The sequence below is a fragment of the Brevibacterium siliguriense genome (assembly GCF_900105315.1).
In the GTDB taxonomy this organism is placed as follows: domain Bacteria; phylum Actinomycetota; class Actinomycetes; order Actinomycetales; family Brevibacteriaceae; genus Brevibacterium; species Brevibacterium siliguriense.
The window spans coordinates 2,199,709-2,221,354 of the sequence record NZ_LT629766.1 but is presented as its reverse complement, the minus strand read 5'-3'; the positions used below and the strand labels follow the sequence as shown (position 1 = coordinate 2,221,354).

Genomic DNA, 21,646 nt, shown 5'->3' with positions numbered 1-21,646 from the left:
GGCCTCAGCTCTCCAGTGCGCTCAACAGCTCGGGTCCGAGGATCGTCACGTCACCGGCTCCGACGGTGAGTACGAGATCACCGGGCTGCACACGGGCTGCGACGAAGGGGACCGCCTCGGCGAAGGACTCGAGGAAGGTCACGTTCTCGTGCGGGACCCGGTCCGAGATGAGCGCGCCGGTGACTCCCGGTACGGGATCTTCGCGTGCAGGGAAGACGTCGAGGACGACGACCTCATCGGCAAGGCCGAGGGCCTGTCCGAACTCCTCGCGGAATTCCATCGTCCGCGAGTACAGGTGCGGCTGGAAGATCGCCCACACCCGTCCGCCATCGGTGACGACTCCACGGGCGGCGCTGAGCACGGCGCGCACCTCGGTGGGGTGGTGGGCGTAGTCGTCGATGACGCGCACTCCGGCGGCGATTCCGCGTTCTTCGAAGCGGCGTCGGGTGCCTCCGTAGCCGGCGAGTCCGGTGGCGGCGCGTTCGACATCGGCACCCAGGCTGTGCGCCACGGCGATCGCGGCGGTGGCGTTGAGCGCGTTGTGCATTCCCGGCTGCCGCAGTTCGACCGGCAGCGCTTCGTCACGGCCGGGCAGGTCGAGGATGAAGGTCGAGCCGATTCCGGAGTCGAGGTCACGCAGCACGATATCGGCGTCCTCGGAGGTGCCGTAGAGGACGACGTCGGCCCCCTGGCTGCGGGAGTGCAGGGCGACGTCGAGGGATCCCGGGTCGTCGGCGCAGGCGATGATCGTTCCGCCGCGGGTCTGGATGCCGTCGCAGAATTCGATGAAGGCTTCTCGCACCTTCTCCGGGGTTCCGTAGTGGTCGAGGTGGTCGGCTTCGACGTTCGTGAGGATGCCGATGGCCGGTTCGTAGAGGAGGAACGAGCCGTCGGATTCGTCCGCTTCGGCGACGAAGACGTCGCCGGTGCCCAGGTGGGCGTTCGTGCCCGTCGTCGACAGCACTCCCCCGATGACGAAGGACGGGTCGACTCCGCAGGCCTGGAGCGCCACGGTGGTCATCGAGGTGGTCGTAGTCTTCCCATGGGTGCCGGCCACGGCCACGGCCCGGCGGTCGACCATGAGCGAAGCGAGTGCTCCGGAGCGGTGGAGGATGCGCAGCCCCCGTCGCTGTGCTTCGACGAGTTCGGGGTTGTCCTTGCGGATGGCTGAGGAGATGACGAGGGTGTCGGCCTCGCCGAGGTTGTCCGCCGAATGTCCGATCGTGACTTTGGCGCCCAGTGTGCGCAGGACGTCGACGACGTTGGATTCCTTCGCGTCCGATCCGGTGACTTCGACTCCGTTCATGACCATGATCCGGGCGATTCCGGACATACCCGATCCGCCGATGCCGATGAAGTGGACGGCTCCGAGGCCGCCGACGGGAACGATGTTCTCGGGGCTTGTGTTCGCAGAGGTCATGTTCAGCCTTCCAGCGCGTGGTTGACGATGGCGGCCATGCGGGCCGCGGCATCGGTGGGGTAGTTCAGCTGCAGGGCCGCCCGGCTCATCTCCGCGAGTCGGGGCTCGTCGGCGAGCAGCGGCAGGATGGTGTCGACGACGGTCGACGGGGAGAATTCTGCGTTGTCGACCATGAGTGAGGCACCGACCGAGACGCTGCCGGAGGCGTTGAGGCGCTGTTCGCCGTTGCCGATGGCCAGGGGCACGTAGAGGGCCGGGACTCCGGCGACCGTGGCTTCGGAGACCGTGGCGGCTCCGGATCGGGCGACGAGGAGATCGGCGACAGCGTAGGCCCGATGCATTCCGTCGACATAGTCCACGACGTGGTAGTCGCTGAGTTCGGCGGCGACCTCGCGCAGTGCGTCGCCCTTTCCGGCTCCGGTGATGTGGAGGACCTGGATTCCGGCTTCCTGGCAGGCGGTCGCGGTGGCGAGAAAGGCTTCGTTGATCTTCTGTGCGCCGGAGGATCCGCCGGTCACGATGAGGACCGGACGGTCATCGCGCAGCCCGAGGTCGGCACGGAATCCCGCGCGCTGTCCTTCGTCGCTGCGGTCGAGGTCCGTGATCTCCGTGGGCATGGGCATGCCGACGAGAGTCGAATTGCGCAGTTCGGTGTCCGGGAAAGTGATGCCGACGCGTCCGGCTGAGGTCAGTCGGGCGCCGAGGCGGTTGGCCATTCCCGGTTTCGCGTTGGCTTCGTGGACGATGAGCGGGATCTTCGTCTGTTTGGCGGCGAGGAACGCCGGTGGGCACACATAGCCGCCGACGCCGACCACGGCGTCGATGCTGCGGGAGGAGATGATCTGTTTGACGGCGGAGACGTTGCCGCGGAATCGTCCGGGGAATTTCAGCAGGGCGGGACTGATCGACCGCGGCATCGGCACCTTGTCGATGGTGAGCAGTTCGAAGTCTGCGCGGGGGACGATATCGGCTTCGAGCCCGTCGGGGGTGCCCAGAGCCACGACATCCCAGTCGGGATGCTGCCGGCGCAGCTCGCGGCCGATCGCCAGCATCGGCGAGATATGGCCGGTGGTGCCTCCACCGGCGAGGAGGATGCTCGTCATCTCATTTCCTTTTCTTGCGGGCAAGCACGGCGAGGGAGGATCGCAGGCGATCCTTGTTGGCGGCGATGGCCGCCTCGGCGCCCGGCTCTGTGCGGGCGAAGGACAGCACCACTCCGACTGCGAGGAGTGAGGCGATGATCGAAGAGCCGCCGTAGGACACGAACGGAAGCGGCAGACCGATGACCGGCAGCAGCCCGGTGACGACGCCGATGTTGATTCCGGCCTGGCCGACGATGAGGGCGAAGAAGCCGGCGGTGGCGACCTGGACCATGAGGCTGTTCGAACGCATCACGACTCGGACCATTCCGTATCCGAGGACGGCGAAGATGAGGATGACGACAAGGGAGCCGACGAGGCCCAGCTCCTCTCCGATGATCGCGAAGATGAAGTCGTTGTGGGCTTCGGGCAGCCACGACCATTTCTCACGGCTGGCGCCGAGTCCGACTCCCAGCCATCCGCCCGATGCTAAGGAGAACAGTCCGTGGTTGGACTGCCAGGCTTGGCCCATCGTGTCCGCCGAGGTCTGATCGGCATGCCCGGTGAGCATCGCCTGGATGCGGTCGAGGCGGTTCTGGGAGCTGAGGACGAAGAAGACGACGGCCGCGGCCAGCACGCTGCCGAGCAGCAGGAAGTACTTCATCGGGAATCCGCCGACGAACAGGCAGACGACGGCTACGGCCATGATGACGAGTCCGGTGCCGAGGTCGTTGCCTGCGACGACGAGTCCGGCGGCGGCGAGTATTCCCGGGACGATGGGGATCATGGCGTGGCCGAAGGTCGTCATCTTCCCGGCCTTCTGGGCCAGCATGAAGCCGAGCCACAGGGCGAGGGCGACTTTGAGGAACTCCGAGGGCTGGATCTGGAATCCGCCGAAGCCGATCCAGTTCGCATTGCCCTTCGTCTCTTTGCCGAGCCCTGGTGCGAAGACCAGAGCCTGCATGAACAGCCCGCCGAGGATCGCGAACCACGCGATCCGCTTCCAGAACTGCAGGGGCATCCTGCTCGCCGCGAACATGAGGACGAGGCCGACTCCGGCGTACATCGCCTGCTTGTTGAAGTAGGCGAAGGAGGAGCCTGCTCCCCCGTCGTATGAGGTGATCGATGAGGCTGAGAGCACCATGACCAGGCCCAGCCCCGTGAGCAGCACGACGCAGACGAGGATGAGGAAGTAGGTCGTCAGCGGATGAGCGGAGAGGCCGGCGATGTCACTGCGGAGATGTTTCCATGCCTTCCTGATCACCGAGGCGGTCTTCTCAGGACTCTTCCCGGCGGCCTTCGCGGGCTTCCTCACCGGCTTCTTCACGCCTGTGGAGTTGGCGGCGACCTTCTTCACCGAAGCGGATTTCGAGGCAGACCCCGTGGTGCGGGATTTCGCTGCGGGAGCTTTCGGTGCGGGCTTCACGCCGGAGCGCTTCGTCGCAGCCGTCGTTCCGGCGTCTCTCGTCCGTGTCGGAGCGGATGCGGAAACAGTCGTCTTCGCTAGCTTGCGGCGGCGACGTTCATCCGCCTTCGCGGTGGTCTGCCGTCCCATCTCAGCGCTCCAGGTGCGAGTTGACGGCCTCGGCGAACAGTTCGCCGCGAGTGTTGTAGTTGAGGAACTGGTCCATGCTCGCGGCCGCAGGTGCCAGGAGAACCGTGTCTCCGGATTCGGCCAGGCCAGCGGCGGCGGCGACGGCGGCCGCGGCGACGGCTTCACCCCGGCGCTTCGGAACACCGGAGTCCACGGCCAGGGCCGGTTCGATCCTCACGACTTCGAGGTCGGGCATGGTCGCAGCGATGGCCTCGCGGAAGGACGAGTCGTCGGAGCCGATGAGCACGAGTGCTTTCAGACGGTCGCGATGGTCGGCGAACAGCGAGGTGAAGTCCGCACCCTTGGGCAGTCCCCCGGCGATCCAGATGATCGAGTCGAAGGCGGCCAGCGAGGCATTCGCGGCGTGGGTATTCGTCGCCTTCGAATCGTCGACCCAGCGGATCCCGTCGGCTTCGGCGACGGTGACCATGCGGTGGGCACCGAGTGAGTGGCTGCGCAGTCCTGCGGAGATCGCCTGGCCGGGCACGTCGATGGCGCGCGCCAGACAGGCGGCAGCCAACGCATTGGCGATCTGGTGCGGAGCCGGCCGCGAGCCCGCGACGCCGGTGGCGGCAGCCACATCATCGAGGGAAGCGAGCTCGGCAGCCGATGAGTAGCGCTGAGGGATGAACGCCCGGTCGACCAGCAGGTCCTCGACGACGCCGAGCTCACCGGGGCGGGGCACACCGGAGGTGAAGCCGATGGCTTTGGCCCCTTCGATGACGTCGGCGTCTTCGACCATGTGCAGGGTCACTTCGTCGGCGCAGTTAAACACGCAGGCGAGCTTCGCATTGTGGAAGATCTTCGCTTTGTCGTACGCGTAGGCTTCGGGGCTGCCGTGCCAGTCGAGGTGGTCGGGTGCGATGTTGAGCACGGCCGCGGCGTCGGCGCTCATCGACTCCTGCCAGTGCAGCTGGAAGCTCGAGAGTTCGATTGCGAGGACTTCGAGTCCGGGTTCGAGCACCGCTTCGAGCAGCGGGGTGCCGATGTTGCCGCAGGCCTTGGCCTTGAGTCCGGCGGCCAACAGCATCGATTCGAGCATCGTAGTAGTCGTCGTCTTGCCGTTGGTGCCGGTGATGGCCAGCCATTTCGCGTCGTTGGTGCCGCGGATTCGCCACGCGAGTTCGACTTCGCCGATGATGGGGATTCCGGCCTTCGCGGCCGCCGCGAGCACGGGCTGGTCGGGGCGCCATCCGGGTGAGGTGACGACGACGTCGAGTTCGCCTTCGGGCAGACCTTCGACGTGTTCGGGTCCGCGTCGGATGTCGACGTCGAAGACCTCGAGGATCTGCGCCTTCTCACTGACATCGGCGGTGGCGTCACCGTCGATGACGACGACGTCGGCTCCGCGTTCGCCGAGGTGGACGGCTGCGGGGATTCCCGTCACGCCGAGGCCGGTGACGAGGATTCGCAGTCCGGCCAGGGATGAGCTCGGTCCGTTCAGTGCGGCCGGGATCTCCTTGGGGGTGATGGGTGCATCAGCCAATGCGGGCCACCCAATCGGCGTAGAACAGGCAGATTCCGGCGATGACGAACAGGGCTGCGATGATCCAGAACCTCACCACGATCGTCACTTCCGCCCAGCCCTTGAGTTCGAAGTGGTGCTGCAGCGGCGCCATGCGGAAGACGCGTTTGCCGGTGGTCTTGAAGGAGGCGACCTGGATGATCACCGACAGGGTGATGATGACGAAGAGTCCGCCGAGGACGATGAGCAGCAGTTCGGTGCGCGACATGATCGCCAGTCCGGCGAAGGCGCCGCCGATGGCCAGCGAACCGGTGTCGCCCATGAAGATCTTCGCGGGCGAGGTGTTGAACCACAGGAAGCCGAAGCAGGCCGCGGCCATGGCGCCGGCGACCATGGCGAGATCGCGGGGGTCGCGCATGTAGTAGCAGGCGTTCGTGGCCTCGGACATGAGGTTGCAGTTCTGCGTCGACTGCCAGGTGCCGATGACGACATAGGCGGCGAAGACGACCACCGAGGCGCCGGCGGCCAGACCGTCGAGACCGTCAGTGAGGTTCACCGCGTTCGACACCGCGGTGACGATGAGGTTCGCCCAGATGACGAACAGGATGAGTCCGAGGATCGCCGAACCGAACGCGAGGTCGAGGTTCGTGTCGCGGATGAACGAGATCTTCGTCGACGCCGGGGTCTCGCCGAAGGAGTTCGGGAACTGCAGAGCGAGGACGGCGAACGAGATTCCGACGAAGGCCTGGCCGATGAGCTTCGGTACGGGCCGCAGGCCCAGCGACCGCTGCTTCTTGATCTTGATGAAGTCGTCGAGGAACCCGACGACCGCCAGTCCCGCAGCCAGCCACAGGACGAGCAGACCCGATGCCGTGGGCACGGAACCGGTGAACAGGTGTCCGAGCAGGTAGGCGAGCACGGCGGCACCGATGATGACGACTCCGCCCATGGTCGGAGTCCCCCGCTTCGTCGCGTGCGAGGTGGGGCCGTCGTCACGGACGAACTGGCCGTAGCCCTTCTTGACGAGCACCCGGATGAACAGCGGGGTGCCGACAAGGGCGAAGATGAGAGCCAGGCAGGCTGCGAGCAGTACGGCAATCATTGGGCCCCCGATACTCCGGCGATTTCGTCTCCCAGGTACCGCAGACCGGCGTCGCGGGAGGATTTGAACAGGACGATGTCGCCGGGAGCGAGTTCGGCGTTCAGGAGATCCTTCGCCTCGGCCGCGGTGGCGACCCAGGCCGCCTCGTTGCCCCAGGAGCCTTCGAGGTTCGCGGCGTTGAAGATCGGCTTGGCGCCCTCTCCCACGACGATGGTGCGGGTGATGTTGAGGCGCACGACGAGTTCGCCGATGTCCGAGTGCGCGGACACCGACTCGTCTCCGAGTTCGAGCATCTCGCCGAGCACGGCGAAGGTCCGGCGCGGGCTGGTCTCCTCGTCGCCGCGCCCCATCGAGGCCAGGGTCTTCAGGGAGGCCCGCATCGATTCGGGATTCGCATTGTAGGCGTCGTTGAGCACGGTCACGCCCGATGGCGAGTCGATGAGCTCCATCCGCCAGCGGCTGGCCGCCGAGGAGGTCGACAGGGTCGTGACGATCGACTTCGTCGTGACTGCGCAGGCGTGGGCGATGGCGGCTGCCGCCAGGGCGTTGCCGACGTGGTGTTCGCCGATGAGCGCCAGACGCACATCCTTGGGCTCCTCACCGGGCAGGGTGAGGGTGAACGTCGGGTGGCCGGAGGAATCCGTGGACACAGAAGTTCCGCGCACGACGTGGTCGTCGACTCCGACCCATTCGGGCAGGGACTCCCGCTGCGAAAACCACAGTGTGCTGACCTCGGGGGCGAGGACCTCGCGCATCGCGGACACGCGGGTGTCGTCGGCGTTGAGCACGGCGGTGGACCCGGCGATCAGAGACTCGACGAGTTCGGCCTTGGCCCGAGCGGTGTTCTCGATCGAACCGAAGACTCCGGTGTGGGCGGTGCCCACGGCGAGCTCGACGGCGATATCGGGTCGGATGAGGCTGGTCAGGTAGGCGAGGTTGCCGATCGACCGCGCCCCCATCTCGAGAACGAGGAAGCGGGTGGACTCGACCGCCCGCAGGGCCGTCAGCGGGACGCCGACCTCGTTGTTGTAGGAGTTCGGCGGCCACACGGTCTCAGCCTCGCCTGACAGGAGGTCGGCGGCGAGGTCCTTCACCGTGGTCTTGCCGACGGATCCGGTGATCGCGATGACGGTGAGCTCACCGTCTGCGCGCAGAGCTTCGATGCTGTGCTTGGCCAGCTGGCCGAGCGCTTCGGTGGCATCGGCGACGACGACGACCGGCAGCGGTTCGTCGTCGATGGTGGGGACGGATTCGCCGATGATCAGGGCCGCTCCCGCCTCGACGGCGGCGGCGGCGAATTCGATGCCGTCGAAGCTCTCGCCTCGGCGGGCGACGTAGATATCGCCGGGTCCGACTTCTCTCGAGTCGGTCACCACACCGGCGGTCAATGGGGTCTCGGGGTCGATGCCGTACAACTCGCCGCTCAGGGCGGTTGCGATTTCGGCTGCAGTCAGTCGCTTCATATCATCTGTGAACTTTACCTGGTTGTGCGCCGCCCAGTCGCATGGACAGCGCTGAGCGTGTCCTGGCCCGGTCGTCGAAATCGGTGACCGTGGTGCCCACGGTCTGGCCTGTCTCATGCCCCTTGCCCGCTATCAGCACGGTCGCGCGGGGGTCAGCTTCGGCAATCGCTTCATCGATGGCGGCACCGCGATCGGGGACCTCGATGATCTTCTTCACACGTGCCCGACCCGCATCCACCTCGGCGTCAATCCCCTGCCTGATGGCAGCGCGGATCGTGTCGGGATCCTCGGTGCGCGGATTGTCGTCGGTGAGAACGATCACATCAGCCTCACGGGCAGCCGCCTGCCCCATCCCGAAGCGCTTGCCGCGGTCACGGTCACCTCCGGCGCCGAAGACGACGATGAGCTCATCGGAGTCCGCGTGCAGAGTCGCCAATGCCTTCGCGATCGCGTCGGGCGTGTGCGAATAGTCGACGATGGCCCGCGGCAGGATCTCCGGGTGCGATTCCTCGAGCGCCCGCGGTCCGGAGACATCGATGATCTCCATCCTCCCGGGCACCGTGGCCACGAAGCTGCGGCCGATCGCGTCGATCTCTGTTGCCGGGATCCCGGATTCGATGAGCATCGAGGCCGCCAGAGCCGTGTTCGTGACGTTGAAGTCGCCGGGCAGCGGTGAGCGCAGCCGGATGCTCTGCCCGTCGTCGAGGTGGAGCACGAACTCCGCTTCGCCGGGGGTGTGTTCGATGCGCCATTGGCTGCGATCGTCGCGGCCCAAGGTGCGCGCAGGCACCTGCGCGGCCTCGGTCATCCGCTCGCCCCATTCGTCTTCGATGACGATGACGGCCCTATCGGCGAACGTGCGAGTGAACAGCAGGGCCTTCGCCTCGAAGTACTCCTCCATCGTGTTGTGGAAGTCGAGGTGGTCCTGTGACAGGTTCGTGAACCCGGCGACGGCGAAGTGCGCCCCGTCGACGCGGTGCTGGCTGAGCGCGTGGGAGGAGACCTCCATCGAGCAGGTGTCGACTTCGGCCGCGCGCATCTTCGCAAACAGAGCGTGCAGTTCGGGAGCTTCCGGTGTCGTGCGCACACTGGGCACGGTGTCGCCGGCGATGAGGATCGCAACCGTGCCGATGACGGCGGTGCGGTGGCCGAGTGCTGCGAGCATCCCGTCGGCCAGGTAGGTCGTCGTCGTCTTCCCGTTCGTACCGGTGACTCCGATGAGCTCCGGCACCGAGGCGGTCCCGTAGACGGCTGCGGAGACGAACCCGAGCACGGCACGGGGCGCCTCGACGATGAGCGCGGTGACTCCGGAGAGGAGCTGCCTGTCGGATTCGTCCGCGCTCAGTGTTTCGGTGATGAGCTGCCAGCCGGCGTCGTCGGTGAGCACTGCGTTCACCCCGGCACGGATCAGGTCGGGGGCGAATTTCGCACCGTGGACGTTCGCGCCCGGCAGGGCCGCGTAGAGCTGACCGGGTGAGACCGCTCGAGAGTCATGGGAGACTCCGGTGACCTCTGTCTCGGGGTCACCGTGGAGGGTGCCGGGTGCGATCGGCAGCAGCTGTGAAAAACGCATCATTTCCATTCTCGAGCGGGTAGGTCGGGCTTCTGCGTCGACGGGGGGATCTTCAGATGCCGCATCGCGAAGCCCGCGACGTCGGAGAAGACGGGAGCTGCGGCCTGTCCACCGTAGTAGCCGTTGCGAGGCCTCTGCAAAGTCACGGAGATCGCGAGCTCGGGATCTTCGGCGGGCAGGACGCCGACGAAGGAGGCGGTGTATCCGTCATAGCCTCCGCCTTCGGCGGCCGGTGCCTGCGCGGTACCGGTCTTCCCTGCGACTCGGTAGCCTGAGACCTGGGCGGACTTGCCTGTGCCCTCGGCGACGACGCCCTCGAGCATCCGCAGGGTCTCGTCGGCTGCCTTCTCACTGACGACGCGCTGTTTCTCTCCGGCGGGAGTAGAGACGGCGCGTCCCTTCGGTGAGACCATTCCGTCGACCAATCGAGAGGGGACGTGGACTCCTCCGTTGGCGATGGTGGAGATGACGTCGGTGGTCTGGACAGCGTTCGCCGCCACACCCTGACCGAACATCACGGTGTACTTCGTGCGTCCGTCCCATTCCTCGTACGGGTGCAGGATGCCCGAGGTCTCGGCGGGGAAGCCGATGCCGGACTTCGAGCCGAAGCCGAACTTCTTCATGTATTCGTAGCGCTGAGCCTCGGTGAGTTCCTTGCCGGCCAGCACGGTGCCGGTATTCGAGGATTCGGCGAGGATACCGGCGAAGGTGAGCTTCTCGTCGGGGTGCTCGTGGGAGTCGCGGAACTCTTCGCCGTTCGGCGCCTTCCACTTGTCCGGGACGGTGAACTCCTGCTCTGGAGTGACGAGTCCCTTGTCGAGCAGGGCTGCGGCCGTGACCATCTTCGCGGTCGAACCGGGCTCGAACATGTCGGTGAAGATGCGCGAACCGCGGTCGGGGCCGTCGACTTTGCCCGGAGAGTTCGGATCGACCGTGGGAGCATCTGCGGCGGTGATGATGCGTCCGGTCTTGACCTCTTTGATGACGATCGACGCGGACTCGGCTTTGTGCTTCCTCCGCTGCTCTTCGATCGCCTGCTGAGCGTAGTACTGCATCGCGGGATCGATAGTCGTCTGCAGTCCCTGACCGTCGACGGCGTCCTTCATATTGTTGTCGCCGAGGGGGATGATCTCTCCGCGTGCACCGCGTTCGTACTGCTGCTGACCGTCCGTGCCCGACAGCTGTTCGTCATAGGCCTTCTCCAGTCCGGCTTGGGCCGTGCCGTCGGAGCTGAGGAAGCCGACGAGGTTGCCGGCGACTCCGCCGGCCGGGTAGGAACGCACAGAGTACTCCTCAGCGGAGACGCCGAGGACGTCGAGTTTCTTCACCTCACGCCAGGTCTCCGAGGTCAGTCCCTTGGCGACGGGGTTCCAGCGCTTCTCACCGACGAGCTTGGGGTAGAGCAGACCCGGGTCGGTGTTGAGCGGCTTCGACAGGGCCTCGGCCGCACCCCACGCACCGACGAGTTTGCCGTCGACTTCGTACTGGGCGACGTTCTGCTGATCGACGACGAGCTGGTAGCGGGAGACGCTGTCGGCGAGCACAGTGCCGTCGGAGGCCAGGATCTGTCCGCGATCGGCCGGCAGGGTCTGAGTGACGAGTCGGTTCGACAGCGCCTTCTCCGCGAGCTTCATCGAATCCATGCCCTGGATCGACACGAGCCGACCTGAGGTGATGAGCAGAGCGAGGACCGACACCGCGGCGATGATACCCATCCGCCAACGCAGATTGGGGCCGTCGCCCTTGCGTTTCCTCTTCAGTCGGGTCTTGGCTGAGCCCATTGCTCCGTCCTCGGTCCTTGGTGTGGTCGGCGAATGTTTCGGTCAGGCCGTTCCCTGGTCCCGGTGAGCTCGGACTATTTCGGCGCCTCCTGGCTGGGAGCCGCCACGTCCTGGCTCGGGCTGCCCCCGACGACCGGGAGCTTCTCATCCGATCGTAGATTGGGTCGGAGGTCATCACGTGTATCGGCACGCGGGCCGGGCACGACTGTGGGCTCTTTCTCACCGCTGACGTCGATTCCCGGCGCATCGATGATCTTCCCGGTCTTCGCATCGAGGAATTCCGGTGAGGAATCGCGGACGAGGCCGAGCTCCTCGGCGGCTAGGGAGATGTTCTGCGGGGACTCGCGGTACGAGTTGTCCTCGACGAGGCGGTCCTTCTGTTCGGCCAGGGCTTCCTTCTGACTCGTCAGCTGGTCGACCTTATAGGAGGTGTTGGCCACGAAGATGTTGAGCAGCAGCACGGCCACGAGGGTGGTGAGGAGGATCCCCACACACAGCATCGAGAAGGGCAAACGGGACTTCGGCAGCTCGAACTTGAGCAGCCGCAGCTTCGCTCCGCCCTGCTGACCACCGGCTTCGTCGGGCCGGCGGGAGCGTTCGGTGAAGTGGGGCTGACCTGCGGCCGCCTGGGAATTCCTCACGATCGTGCCTCCCTGATCTTCTGCACTGCCCGCAGCCGGACGCTCGCCGCCCGCGGATTGCTCTCTGCTTCGTTCTCGTCAGCCATCTCGGCGCCCCGGATGATCTCCTTCAGCCAAGGCTGGTGCTCCTCGGGCACGACCGGCAGGTCCGGCGGTGCCGAGGAGGTCGTGGCCGTCCGGAAGGTCTTCTTCACGATCGTGTCCTCCAGCGACTGGTAGGACTCGATGACGGCCACTCCCCCGATGTGCAGTGCTTCCAGTGCCGCCGGCAGTGCGGTGCGCAGGACTCCGAGTTCGTCGTTGACCTCGATGCGCAGGGCCTGGAAGGTGCGTTTGGCGGGGTGGGACTTCTTCTTCGTCTGCGGAATCACCCGCGAGAGCATGGCCGCGAGCTGATCCGAGGTCACCCACGGAGTGTGGGCTCGGTCGGTGACTATGATCTTCGCGATCCTGCCGGCCAGTTTCTCCTCGCCGTATTCGCGGAGGATGCGGCGCAGCTCGGATTCGGAGTAGGTCGCCAGAACCTTCTCAGCGGTGAGCTCCTGAGTGCGGTCCATGCGCATGTCCAGGGGCGCGGGCCGGGAGTAGGAGAATCCGCGTTCGTCTTCGTCGAGCTGCAGGGAGGACACTCCGAGGTCGAGCAGGATCGCGCTGATCGCGTCGATGCCGAGGTCGGCGAGGACGTCTGGCAGCTCGTCGTCGACGGCGTGGACGATATCGATGCGGTCTGCGAAGGGGGCCAGACGTTCGGTGGCGATCTCGATGGCCTGCAGGTCACGGTCGATGCCGACGAGGTGGACATCGTCGAAGGTCGTGAGCACTGCCTCGGCGTGCCCGCCCATTCCCAGGGTGCCGTCGACGACGACAGGGGCGAGTCCAGCTTCCCTGGCGGCCTCGACTCCGACGCCGATGAGGTCGACCACGCGCGTCAGGAGCACCGGTACGTGCTGAGCTGTCATTCGTGGGTCCTTCATACGGGGGTGGTCGGGGGGGGTGTGCTGCTGGAGCCAGAACCTTGACCGCCGTGGCCCTGCCACCGGGGAAGTGTGTCAGGACGTCCGAGCTTCGGAAACGGGGAAGTTCCCCGAAACTCGAGCACGGCGGGCAAGGATCAAACCCGAGCAGAATCAGATCACTCCGGGGATCACCTCCTCTTCGCGTTCGGCGAAGGCCTGCTGAGCGCCGACGAGGTAGTCCTCCCAGGTCGGTGCATCCCAGATCTCGACTCGGTTGCCCATGCCGATCACTGCGACTTCCCGTGTCAGTGATGCGTACTGCCGCAATATGTTCGGGACCGTGATGCGTCCCTGTTTGTCAGGTTGTTCCGCAGATGCCGCCGACAGGAACACACGCTGGTAATCGCGGGCTTCCTTATTCGTCTTCGGCGCGTTCTGGATTCGCGCGTGCTCGGCTTCGAACTCCGTGGTGGGGAACAGGGTGAGGCAGTTCTCCTGGCCACGGGTCAGAACGAGTCCGGGCGACAGCTCCTCGCGGAACTTTGCGGGCAGGATGAGGCGACCTTTGTCGTCGAGCTTCTGCATATGAGTGCCCAAGAACATGTCGTCTCACCCCTTTCGAAACCCATCGGCTCCGATAGCAACCACAGTACTCCACTTCCCTCCACAGATTCCAGCATTTCTCCCCACCGATGCTCAAAGTCCATCGTTTCCCCAGGTCAGATAGGTGGAGGAAAGTGGGGAAAATTTCCCTGAGGCGCGTCGCAGGAGTGTCGGGTGCAGCGAAATCGTTGCGTTCACGGTGGGGGTGGGCCGCCTCGGCGAGGGCGACGAAATCGCCCGCAATCCGTGAGAATCCGCGGATCTCAAACGATCCCCGCGCCGAGGTGGAGGTGAGTGGGGAGGAAAGTGGAGGGGCCGCGTGGAGCGAAGTGGGGAGGAGGGTGGGGAGTGGTGTGGGGGCGCCTCGGGGAGGGAATGGGAGCGGGAAGGGAATGCGAGCGGGGAGAAGTGGGAGTGACGAAGCTGAAAGAAACTCGTGTGGCTGGGGTGCCGGCTTTAAGGGACAATGGAGGGTATGTCGACCAGCCAAGAAGGTACACAGACCAATTCCGTGATCGGTGCCGAGCACATCGAGTGGGTTCAGAATCTGACCTCTCGGGCACGCACAGCGATGAACTCGGTTCTCGAGGGCAAGGATGAGGCCGTCGGGCTCTCACTCATCGCGCTGCTCGCCGGCGGACACGTTCTCCTCGAAGACGTCCCCGGCGTCGGCAAGACCCTGTTGGCCCGCGCCATGGGCAAGGTCGTGGACGGCTCCGTGCGCCGTATCCAATTCACTCCGGACCTGCTGCCCACCGATGTCGTGGGCGTGAATCTGTTCAACCAGGAGACTCGTCACTTCGAGTTCCGGCAGGGACCGGTGTTCGCGAACATCGTCATCGCCGATGAGATCAATCGTGCGTCCCCGAAGACGCAGTCGGCGATGCTCGAGTGCATGGCCGAGGGCCAGGCGACGATCGACGGGCAGACCTATCCGATGCCCACGCCATTCATCGTCGTCGCCACTCAGAACCCGATCGACATGGAGGGCACCTACGCTCTGCCCGAGGCGCAGCGTGACCGCTTCCTCACCCGCATCTCCCTGGGGTATCCGGCGACGTCCGATGAGGTCGACCTGCTGGACAACCAGATTCAGAACGATCCCCTCGAGTCCGCCGCCGCGGTGACGAACCTCGAGCAGATCACTCAGGCGCGCACTATCGTCCGCCATGTCTCCGCGAGCCGGCAGCTGCGCGAATACATCGTGGCGATCCTCCATGCCACCCGCAACGATCAGGCGATCCTGCTCGGCAGTTCCCCGCGCGGCGGTGTCCACCTGCTGCGAGCGGCGAAGGCTCGCGCGGCTCTGTCCGGGCGCACCTTCGTCACTCCCGACGATGTGCAGGCACTGGCCCCGTACATCCTCGCCCACCGCATCATCCCCCGCGACGGCGACGACGCGGACCTCGCTGCCGACCTCATCGGTCGGGTGCTGTCCCGCGTGCCTGTCTCGACGAACCAGTGACAGCATGCGACTGAGCACTTCGGGCATCATCTTCGTCCTTGCCGGGGCGGCCCTGATCATCACGGCCTACCGCTTCGCGCTGCCCGGCCTTCTGCCGGCCGGTCTGCTGCTGCTCGGCCTGGTTCTGCTCTCGGCGCTGCTCATCCTGTGGGGCACCCGTCGGGTGTCGATCGCGATGAGCACGAACCTCCACGAGGTGACGCTGTCCCCTTCGGGTGGCCGCTACCCGCTGGCCGCCGAGGGCAAGGAGGTCGAAGTGCAGGCGAGCGTGACCAACATCGGCCAGCTCGCGATTCCTGCCGCGACCATCGACTTCGTTCCGGCCGAGGGATTCGGCGACTCCACCTCCGGCGACGTTCCGGCTCTGGCCCGTGGGGCGTCGCAGACGGTGCTGACGTCGTTCACCCCGAACCGCCGTGGTGTCTCCGGGCTCGATTCGGTCCTCATCACGGTGTTCGGACCCTTCGGCCTGGTGAAGATGAAGAAGAAGGTCCACGGGACCTTCCCCGTGGCCGTGTCAGTTCCGATTCTGCCCGCACGCATCCCTCAGGATTCCTCGATCCGGCCGGCCCGCCTCGATGACGGCAAGGTCCGCACGGGACACACCACGCGCGATTTCCACACGCGTGAATACGTACCCGGCGATGATCTGCGGCACGTGCACTGGCCCTCGACGGCGAAGTCCGGCGAGCTCATGGTCCGGCACGAAGCCGATGAGGAGACGCTCTATTCGCTCATCCTCATCGACCTCGTCGCCGATGAGGGAGCCGAGGAGCCGAGCGATCTCGAGATCGAGTTCCTGCTGGCCGCGGCGACCGCCGCCGGAACGGCGTTCCTCCGGGCCGACTACGAAGTCAATGTCGTCGCGCCCGGACACCGGATCAGATTCAAAGGAGCCCGCGAGATCGACAAGCTGCGTCTGCTCTCCGCCCTTGTGCGTCAGGGCAAGGTCGAACTGCCCGCACACGACAACCCGAATCACATCGTCATCTGCTCCGTCGGTGATCGACGCGGGCAGGAACTCGCCTCGCACTTCTCCCGTCGCGTGCCGGTGACTCTGCGCACCCTCAGCGAGATCGACGATCTGACGATGCTCGGCCTCAGCGAGGATCTGCCGGAGTCATGGACGACCTTCGAGTCCAAGCGATCCCGGTCCGGCACCGGCCGGACTTCTGCCGAACCCGGACCGGGCACCGCCGGCTCCGGTGCTGCCTCCGCAGCTGACGGCAGCGCAATCTCGACTCCTCAGGGGGTGCGCCGATGAGTCTCGATGCCCCTGTCACCCGTCCGCACGGAGCCGATTCCGGGCCTCCGACGCAGGACCATTCGGCACCCGTATCGACGACCGATGAGCGTCCGAGCACGGGATGGCTCGAAGCGATCGTCGTCTTCGCCGCCATGGCCCTGACCGCGGTCGCGGTGTCGGCTGTGTTCAAGGACTTCGCGTGGCTGCCTCCCGTCATGGTCTCCGTCGCCGTCGTCGTCATCATCGGCGCCGTCTTCCGCACCATTCCCGCGCTGCGTTCGACCGGAACCGCGGTCATCGCCCAGTGCGTGGTCGGCATCATCGCCGTCTTCGTCGTCTGCGCCGGAGATTCGCTGGTGCTCGGGTTCATCCCGACCGGTGAGTCCTTCGGTACGGTGATCGACCTGCTCTCCGAGGGAGTCAGCGACCTCTATGCGACCGCTCCCCGGCAGCGAGCACACCGGGCTTCATCGCGATGCTCACGATCACCTTCACCCTCATCACGATCCTCATCGACGGTCTCGTCTCGGATCTGCGGGCGCCGAAGGTCGGCGGCGTGCTGCTGCTCGTGCTGTGGATGATCCCCGTCTACTTCGCCGCCCAGGAAGTGAAGTGGTGGCATGTGGTCGCGATCCTCGCGGCGTTCCTGCTGCTCATGCTCAGCCCCTATCTGCCCGCAACCCGGTGGCGCGGAGGGATGACGGCGATCCTGGCCGGAGCGCTGGCTCTGGCCATCGGCATCGGCCTGCCACTTCTCCTGCCGCCGGTGCCGACTCTTCCGGATCGGGCGTCGAAGGGCCAGGGCGATCTGACGGTGACGAACCCGTTCCTCAACCTGCGCCAGAACCTCGGCGATCGCGATGATGAGACGCTGTTCAGCTACCAGACGACGGCCGAGGAAACGGATCCGATCCGGTTGACCTCGATCGATGACTTCGACGGGGAGAACTGGGCACCGAGTCCGTTCAGCCTCGATCCCTTCGCGATCGCCGCCGACGGCATGCCGTGGCCCGAGGGGATGCCGCGGGACAAGAATTTCAACGAGGAGACGATCAGCGTCGCCGTCGGCGACAACTACAACCAGCAGTACCTGCCGTCACCGTATGCTCCTCAGCAGCCGAAGGACCTCGACCGCCGGTGGATCTTCGACGAGAAGACTCTGACGGTCGTCGGCAACGGTGAGAAGACAGGTGGTCTGCAGTATTCGATGGACTATCTGTCCCCGAATCCCGACGTCGAGGATCTGCAGTCGGCGACCCCGGTCTCCGAAAGCGACTTCGAGACCGAACTCGCCGTCCCCGAATCCCTGCCGTCGAGCGTGAAGGAGACCGCGGAGAGAGTCACTGCCGATGCCGACAATCAATGGGAGGCCGCAGTCATGCTGCAGGCATACTTCCGCGGCGGCGATTTCGAATATTCGCTCGATGCTCCCGAACGAGCCAGCGGCGATGCGATCTCTGACTTCCTGGCCGACAAGAAGGGCTACTGCGTCCAGTTCTCCTCGGCCATGACGATCATGGCCCGCACAATGGGGATCCCGGCGCGCATCGGTGTCGGATACGCCGGCGCAGATCAGGGCGAGGACGGCTACGACGTGAGCATGCAGGATTCGCATGCCTGGCCGGAGCTGTACTTCGAAGGCGCCGGTTGGGTGCGCTTCGAGCCCACCCCGGGCGGCCCTGCCGGCGATCCTCCGAAGTGGACTCTCGCCAACGGCACCGACCAGCAGAAGGAGAGCGACGAGACGGAGTCGGCGAGCCCGAGCGAAGAACCCACAGAGTCCGCGTCACCGACCGGCGGTTCCGAAGAGCCCACCGAGGAGGAGACGAGTACCCAGGCCGCAGAGCCTGCCGGTTCGGATCTCAGCACTGTCTTCGGCATTGCGGTGATCGTGCTCGTCCTGCTGCTGCTCGCCGCACTGCCGGCAATCTGGCGTTCGATCCTGCGGTCGCGCCGGACAAAGGATCCGCACAATCTCGAAGCCGTGTGGACCGAGGTGCGCGCTCTGGCCACCGACTACGGGCAGAGCCTGGATTCGAGTCGGACGCTGCGCTTCAATGAGCTCGTTCTCGCCGGTGCCGCCCCGGCTGCCGGAGCTGCCGGTGGCGCTGCCGCCGGTTCCGCGGACACCACGAGTTCGAAGAGTGCAGATGCGGGGTCCACAGCGCCTGAGATCGACCCGGACACCGGGGAACCTGTGCGCAGGTCCGCCGCTGAGGCGGCCGTCGGTTCCAGTGCCGCCGGAGCAAGTGCAGAGGCTGCGGGTTCCTCGTCGCCCGATCGTTCGGACGAACGGCTGCGGCGGCTGAGCAGTCCGGCTCCGTCACGTCCGACCGAATCGGATCGTGATGACTCGGCTCTTGGTGCGTTCGTCGATGCTCTCGAGTCCCAGCGCTACGGAGCTACCTCGGAGCCTCTCGACGACTCCGAGGTGCGTGCACTCGTCGACGAGGTGAAGAGCGACCTGTCGGAGCGAGCCACGCCGGGCAGTCGGATCTCCGCGAAGATCTGGCCGGCGAGCCTGTTCAATCGTCCGAATTGACGGCCCCGAACTGATGGCCTGACGACTCTGGTCGATGCACGAAGAGGCGGTCCTCCGGGGCCGCCTCTTCGCATTCCGGTTCTCCGCGGCGACGTCCCATGCGCGGCCCGCTTCAACTCTGTGCTTGAGCCTTCCCGTCAGCTAGCTCCTGAGAGCCTGCCTCGCGTTCTCTCGGTCGAGCGCTTTCAAGGCAATCAGTCCGCGCACGGCGGCGATTGGTTTGATCAGCGGATGTTCCCCGAATCGAAAGTCTCCGCCGCGAACCAGTCGGCGCGCCAGGTCCGGGCGCATCTGACACAGGTGGTCACGGGCTTTCTCGGCATGGTGGGAATTGGAGACGATGCTGATCGTCGCAGCCGGGGTGAGTTCCCGGTCGATGATCGGGATCGCATTGGCGATGTTCTCCCACGTCGTTGTGCTCTGCGTTTCCACCAGTGATCTGCCGGTGAAGCCGAGTTCCTCTCGGGCGAAGCGTTCGAGGATGAGGGCCTCAGGTGTTCTGCCTGTGACGGCTCCTCCGCAGAAGATGAGGAGGCTCGAACGCGCAGTCGGATCGATCGTCCGCAGACCGGCGCTGACCCGGAAACGGTTGATTCCGTTCGGCCGCTCCCCACGGTTGGCATATCCGAGGACCACGATGATCTGGTCGCTGTCCGCCGATGTCAGCGTCTCGGAGCCGAGACGCGAAGAGGGCGCTGCTCCGAGGCGGGTCCGGTGATCGCTCCGTGATCGCCTGCCATGAGCAGGGTCGAAGTCTCCCAGACGTCGGTGGCTCGATCTCCAGTGGGCCGCCTCGGCGAATGCGAAGACGCCGGCAAGGACGGCACCGGCGGTCACGAGTACCCGAGTGGGGATTGAAAAAGGCACTCTCATATCGAGAGTGCCTTGATCGTGTCGAGCAGGATCATTCGTCGCGCTGGCGCTTCTCCCACCGGTCTTCCATTCGGCTCATGAATCCGGAGTTGCCCTTGCCGCCGGACTTCGTTCCGGAGTTCCGAGTATCGGTCTGAGTCGTGTGCACACGACCGGGACGACTGAACGCCCAGTACATACCAGCGACCATGAGGCCGAATCCGACGACGCCGAGAGCGATCCACCATGCCGAACTGGAGACGAGCGAGATCGCGAGGATCGTCGCGGCCAGTCCGGCAAGAGCGATGAGGATGCCGAGGACGAAGCGTTTGGCGGAGAATCCGGGCCCCGTGGCAGCGGCCTGGGTTTCCGAAATATTGCGTGCAAAACGAGGGTCTTCGCTGCGCAGCTGCTTCTCCAGTTGATCCAACAGCTGCTGTTCGTGATCGGAGAGTGGCATCTCGAACCCCCGTTTCAATACTCAAGTCTTTCACTCAATCATAGTCTCTGAGGCCCGAAAAAACATCTCCGGCGGCCGTCTGGAGCCGGATTCCCACGGGGTCTTCAGACTGTGCTCCCGCTCACCCGCGCTCAGGTATCGGGACGTTTGCGCAGAAGCGAGGCCTGCGAGATCGCTTCGCTGCCGAACCGACGCCTCACCTCGTCGAGGGCGACCTCGGCCTCACGTCCGGAATGCTCCGGTTCATCCAAGGTGGCCTGCCGCCCGGTGACGGCGAAATCGCTGAGGCCGGCGGCCCGGACTCCGAGCAGCCTCACACCCTGGGAACGCTGCTCGCGCAGCTTGCGCAGCGCCGGGCGCAGCCCCTCGTACATCTCCCTTGCCAGATCCGTCGGAGCCGACAGCGTCACCGACCGCGACAGAGTCGTGAAATCGCCGAGGCGGTACTTCAGTCCGAGGCTCGTCGCCACTTTCCCTTCCGCCCGGACCCGGTATGCGACCTTGTCGGCAAGGCGCAGCAGTTCGTGTTCGAGCACAGCGATGTCCCAGATGTCCTCGCCGAAGGTGTTCTCCGCACTGATCGTGTGTTCCTTCGCCTGCTGGTCGAATCCGGAGGAATCCTGGCCGTGAGCGGCCCGCCACAGGTGATGTCCGTGGGCGCCGAAGACGCGTGCGGCCCAATCCTCGTCCACGGCGGCCAGATCGCCGATGAGCCGGATTCCGTAGCGGGCGAACCCTTCTTGTGTCTTCTCCCCCACCCCGGGCAGTGCTTCGATCGGCATCGGGTCGAGGAACTCCTGGGTCGCTGCCGCGGGCACGAGCAGCTGACCGTTCGGCTTCGCCCTGGTTGAGGCGAGTTTGGCCACGACCCGGCTGACGGCGATGCCGACTGAGGCGCTCAGACCGGTCCGCTCCCGGATCTGTGCCCGCAGCTGCGTGGTGATCTCCACCGGGGAGCCGAGGCGGCGCACGGCTCCGGAGACGTCGATATAGGCTTCGTCGACGCTGACCTGCCGCACATCGGGGGTCACCTCGGCGACGAGGTCGAAGACCTGGCGGGAGTAGGAGGAATACAGGCCATGGGATGGTGGGATCACCTCGGCGATGGGGCACAGATTCATGGCCCGCGACATCGGCATGGCCGCGTGCACTCCGAACTCGCGCGCTTCATAGCTGGCTGAGACGACGACTCCGCGGCCGCTGCGTCCGCCGACGATGACCGGGCGGCCGACGAGGTGCGGAAGACTGAGCAGTTCCACGGAGACGAAGAACGAGTCCATGTCGAGGTGGAGCATGGTGGCACCTGTGTCGTCCGTGCCCAGTCGGCTCAGATCACCACCGGATCGTGCCAGCTGCTTCCGACTCATCGCCCGCCCCTTGCGCTCGTTCCTTTCGGCTCCGCCG

Annotated in this window: 18 protein-coding genes; 4 read left to right on the top strand and 14 right to left on the bottom strand. The window is 65.7% G+C overall.

Features of this window, described 5'->3' with window-relative positions; genetic code table 11:
- Positions 1–4: 4 nt before the first annotated feature.
- From murC to mraZ, 11 genes are all read right to left on the bottom strand, one after another.
- The gene (gene murC / locus BLU88_RS09800) at positions 5–1,420 is read right to left on the bottom strand and encodes a UDP-N-acetylmuramate--L-alanine ligase (RefSeq protein ID WP_092013059.1); all 1,416 of its coding nucleotides are present in this window, start codon (positions 1,418–1,420) and stop codon (positions 5–7) included.
- A gap of 2 nt (positions 1,421–1,422) precedes the next feature.
- Positions 1,423–2,523 carry a UDP-N-acetylglucosamine--N-acetylmuramyl-(pentapeptide) pyrophosphoryl-undecaprenol N-acetylglucosamine transferase gene (locus BLU88_RS09795; RefSeq protein WP_092013056.1) on the bottom strand — a complete coding sequence of 367 codons (1,101 nt, stop codon included), beginning with the start codon at positions 2,521–2,523 and terminating at the stop codon, positions 1,423–1,425.
- A gap of 1 nt (position 2,524) precedes the next feature.
- Positions 2,525–4,054 carry a putative lipid II flippase FtsW gene (gene ftsW, locus BLU88_RS09790; protein WP_092013053.1) on the bottom strand — a complete coding sequence of 510 codons (1,530 nt, stop codon included), beginning with the start codon at positions 4,052–4,054 and terminating at the stop codon, positions 2,525–2,527.
- Position 4,055: 1 nt separating this feature from the next.
- Positions 4,056–5,579 (bottom strand): UDP-N-acetylmuramoyl-L-alanine--D-glutamate ligase, encoded by a 1,524-nt coding sequence (murD, locus tag BLU88_RS09785; RefSeq protein ID WP_092013050.1) that lies wholly within the window; start codon positions 5,577–5,579, stop codon positions 4,056–4,058.
- Entirely contained in the window at positions 5,572–6,660 is a 1,089-nt protein-coding gene (gene mraY, locus BLU88_RS09780) for a phospho-N-acetylmuramoyl-pentapeptide-transferase (RefSeq protein ID WP_039208360.1), read from the bottom strand. The genes murD and mraY overlap by 8 nt, the downstream gene beginning before the upstream one ends.
- Entirely contained in the window at positions 6,657–8,123 is a 1,467-nt protein-coding gene (locus tag BLU88_RS09775) for a UDP-N-acetylmuramoyl-tripeptide--D-alanyl-D-alanine ligase (RefSeq protein ID WP_092013047.1), read from the bottom strand. The genes mraY and BLU88_RS09775 overlap by 4 nt, the downstream gene beginning before the upstream one ends.
- Before the next feature lies 1 nt (position 8,124).
- On the bottom strand, positions 8,125–9,696 hold the full coding sequence (locus BLU88_RS09770) for a UDP-N-acetylmuramoyl-L-alanyl-D-glutamate--2,6-diaminopimelate ligase (RefSeq protein ID WP_092013044.1): 1,572 nt from the start codon (positions 9,694–9,696) through the stop codon (positions 8,125–8,127).
- The gene (locus BLU88_RS09765; protein ID WP_092013041.1) at positions 9,696–11,477 is read right to left on the bottom strand and encodes a peptidoglycan D,D-transpeptidase FtsI family protein; all 1,782 of its coding nucleotides are present in this window, start codon (positions 11,475–11,477) and stop codon (positions 9,696–9,698) included. Before BLU88_RS09765 ends, BLU88_RS09770 begins: the two co-directional genes overlap by 1 nt.
- A gap of 74 nt (positions 11,478–11,551) precedes the next feature.
- A complete protein-coding gene (locus BLU88_RS09760; protein ID WP_092013038.1) occupies positions 11,552–12,118 on the bottom strand; it encodes a hypothetical protein in 567 nt (188 codons plus the stop codon).
- The gene (gene rsmH / locus BLU88_RS09755; protein ID WP_092013035.1) at positions 12,115–13,077 is read right to left on the bottom strand and encodes a 16S rRNA (cytosine(1402)-N(4))-methyltransferase RsmH; all 963 of its coding nucleotides are present in this window, start codon (positions 13,075–13,077) and stop codon (positions 12,115–12,117) included. The genes BLU88_RS09760 and rsmH overlap by 4 nt, the downstream gene beginning before the upstream one ends.
- Positions 13,078–13,245: 168 nt before the next feature.
- Positions 13,246–13,677 (bottom strand): division/cell wall cluster transcriptional repressor MraZ, encoded by a 432-nt coding sequence (gene mraZ, locus BLU88_RS09750; protein WP_092013032.1) that lies wholly within the window; start codon positions 13,675–13,677, stop codon positions 13,246–13,248.
- A 475-nt stretch (positions 13,678–14,152) separates the two neighbouring features.
- Here mraZ and BLU88_RS09745 point away from each other — a divergent pair, with 475 nt between their 5' ends.
- The 4 genes from BLU88_RS09745 to BLU88_RS09735 are packed head-to-tail and all read left to right on the top strand — an operon-like array spanning position 14,153 to position 18,930.
- Positions 14,153–15,142, top strand: coding sequence for an AAA family ATPase (locus tag BLU88_RS09745; protein WP_092013030.1), 990 nt, complete (start codon positions 14,153–14,155; stop codon positions 15,140–15,142).
- 4 nt (positions 15,143–15,146) lie between these two features.
- Positions 15,147–16,406 carry a DUF58 domain-containing protein gene (locus BLU88_RS09740; RefSeq protein WP_092013027.1) on the top strand — a complete coding sequence of 420 codons (1,260 nt, stop codon included), beginning with the start codon at positions 15,147–15,149 and terminating at the stop codon, positions 16,404–16,406.
- On the top strand, positions 16,403–16,969 hold the full coding sequence (locus tag BLU88_RS18705) for a hypothetical protein (protein ID WP_231939348.1): 567 nt from the start codon (positions 16,403–16,405) through the stop codon (positions 16,967–16,969). Before BLU88_RS09740 ends, BLU88_RS18705 begins: the two co-directional genes overlap by 4 nt.
- Positions 16,864–18,930 (top strand): transglutaminase family protein, encoded by a 2,067-nt coding sequence (locus tag BLU88_RS09735; protein WP_231939347.1) that lies wholly within the window; start codon positions 16,864–16,866, stop codon positions 18,928–18,930. The genes BLU88_RS18705 and BLU88_RS09735 overlap by 106 nt, the downstream gene beginning before the upstream one ends.
- A gap of 141 nt (positions 18,931–19,071) precedes the next feature.
- On the opposite strand, the gene BLU88_RS09730 is transcribed toward BLU88_RS09735, so the two are convergent.
- From BLU88_RS09730 to dinB, 3 genes are all read right to left on the bottom strand, one after another.
- Complete coding sequence (locus BLU88_RS09730; protein WP_231939346.1) at positions 19,072–19,797, bottom strand: YdcF family protein; 726 nt, start codon at positions 19,795–19,797, stop codon at positions 19,072–19,074.
- 37 nt (positions 19,798–19,834) lie between these two features.
- On the bottom strand, positions 19,835–20,242 hold the full coding sequence (locus BLU88_RS09725) for a DUF3040 domain-containing protein (protein WP_092013021.1): 408 nt from the start codon (positions 20,240–20,242) through the stop codon (positions 19,835–19,837).
- 131 nt (positions 20,243–20,373) lie between these two features.
- Complete coding sequence (gene dinB / locus BLU88_RS09720; RefSeq protein ID WP_092013018.1) at positions 20,374–21,609, bottom strand: DNA polymerase IV; 1,236 nt, start codon at positions 21,607–21,609, stop codon at positions 20,374–20,376.
- Between the last annotated feature and the right edge of the window lie 37 nt (positions 21,610–21,646).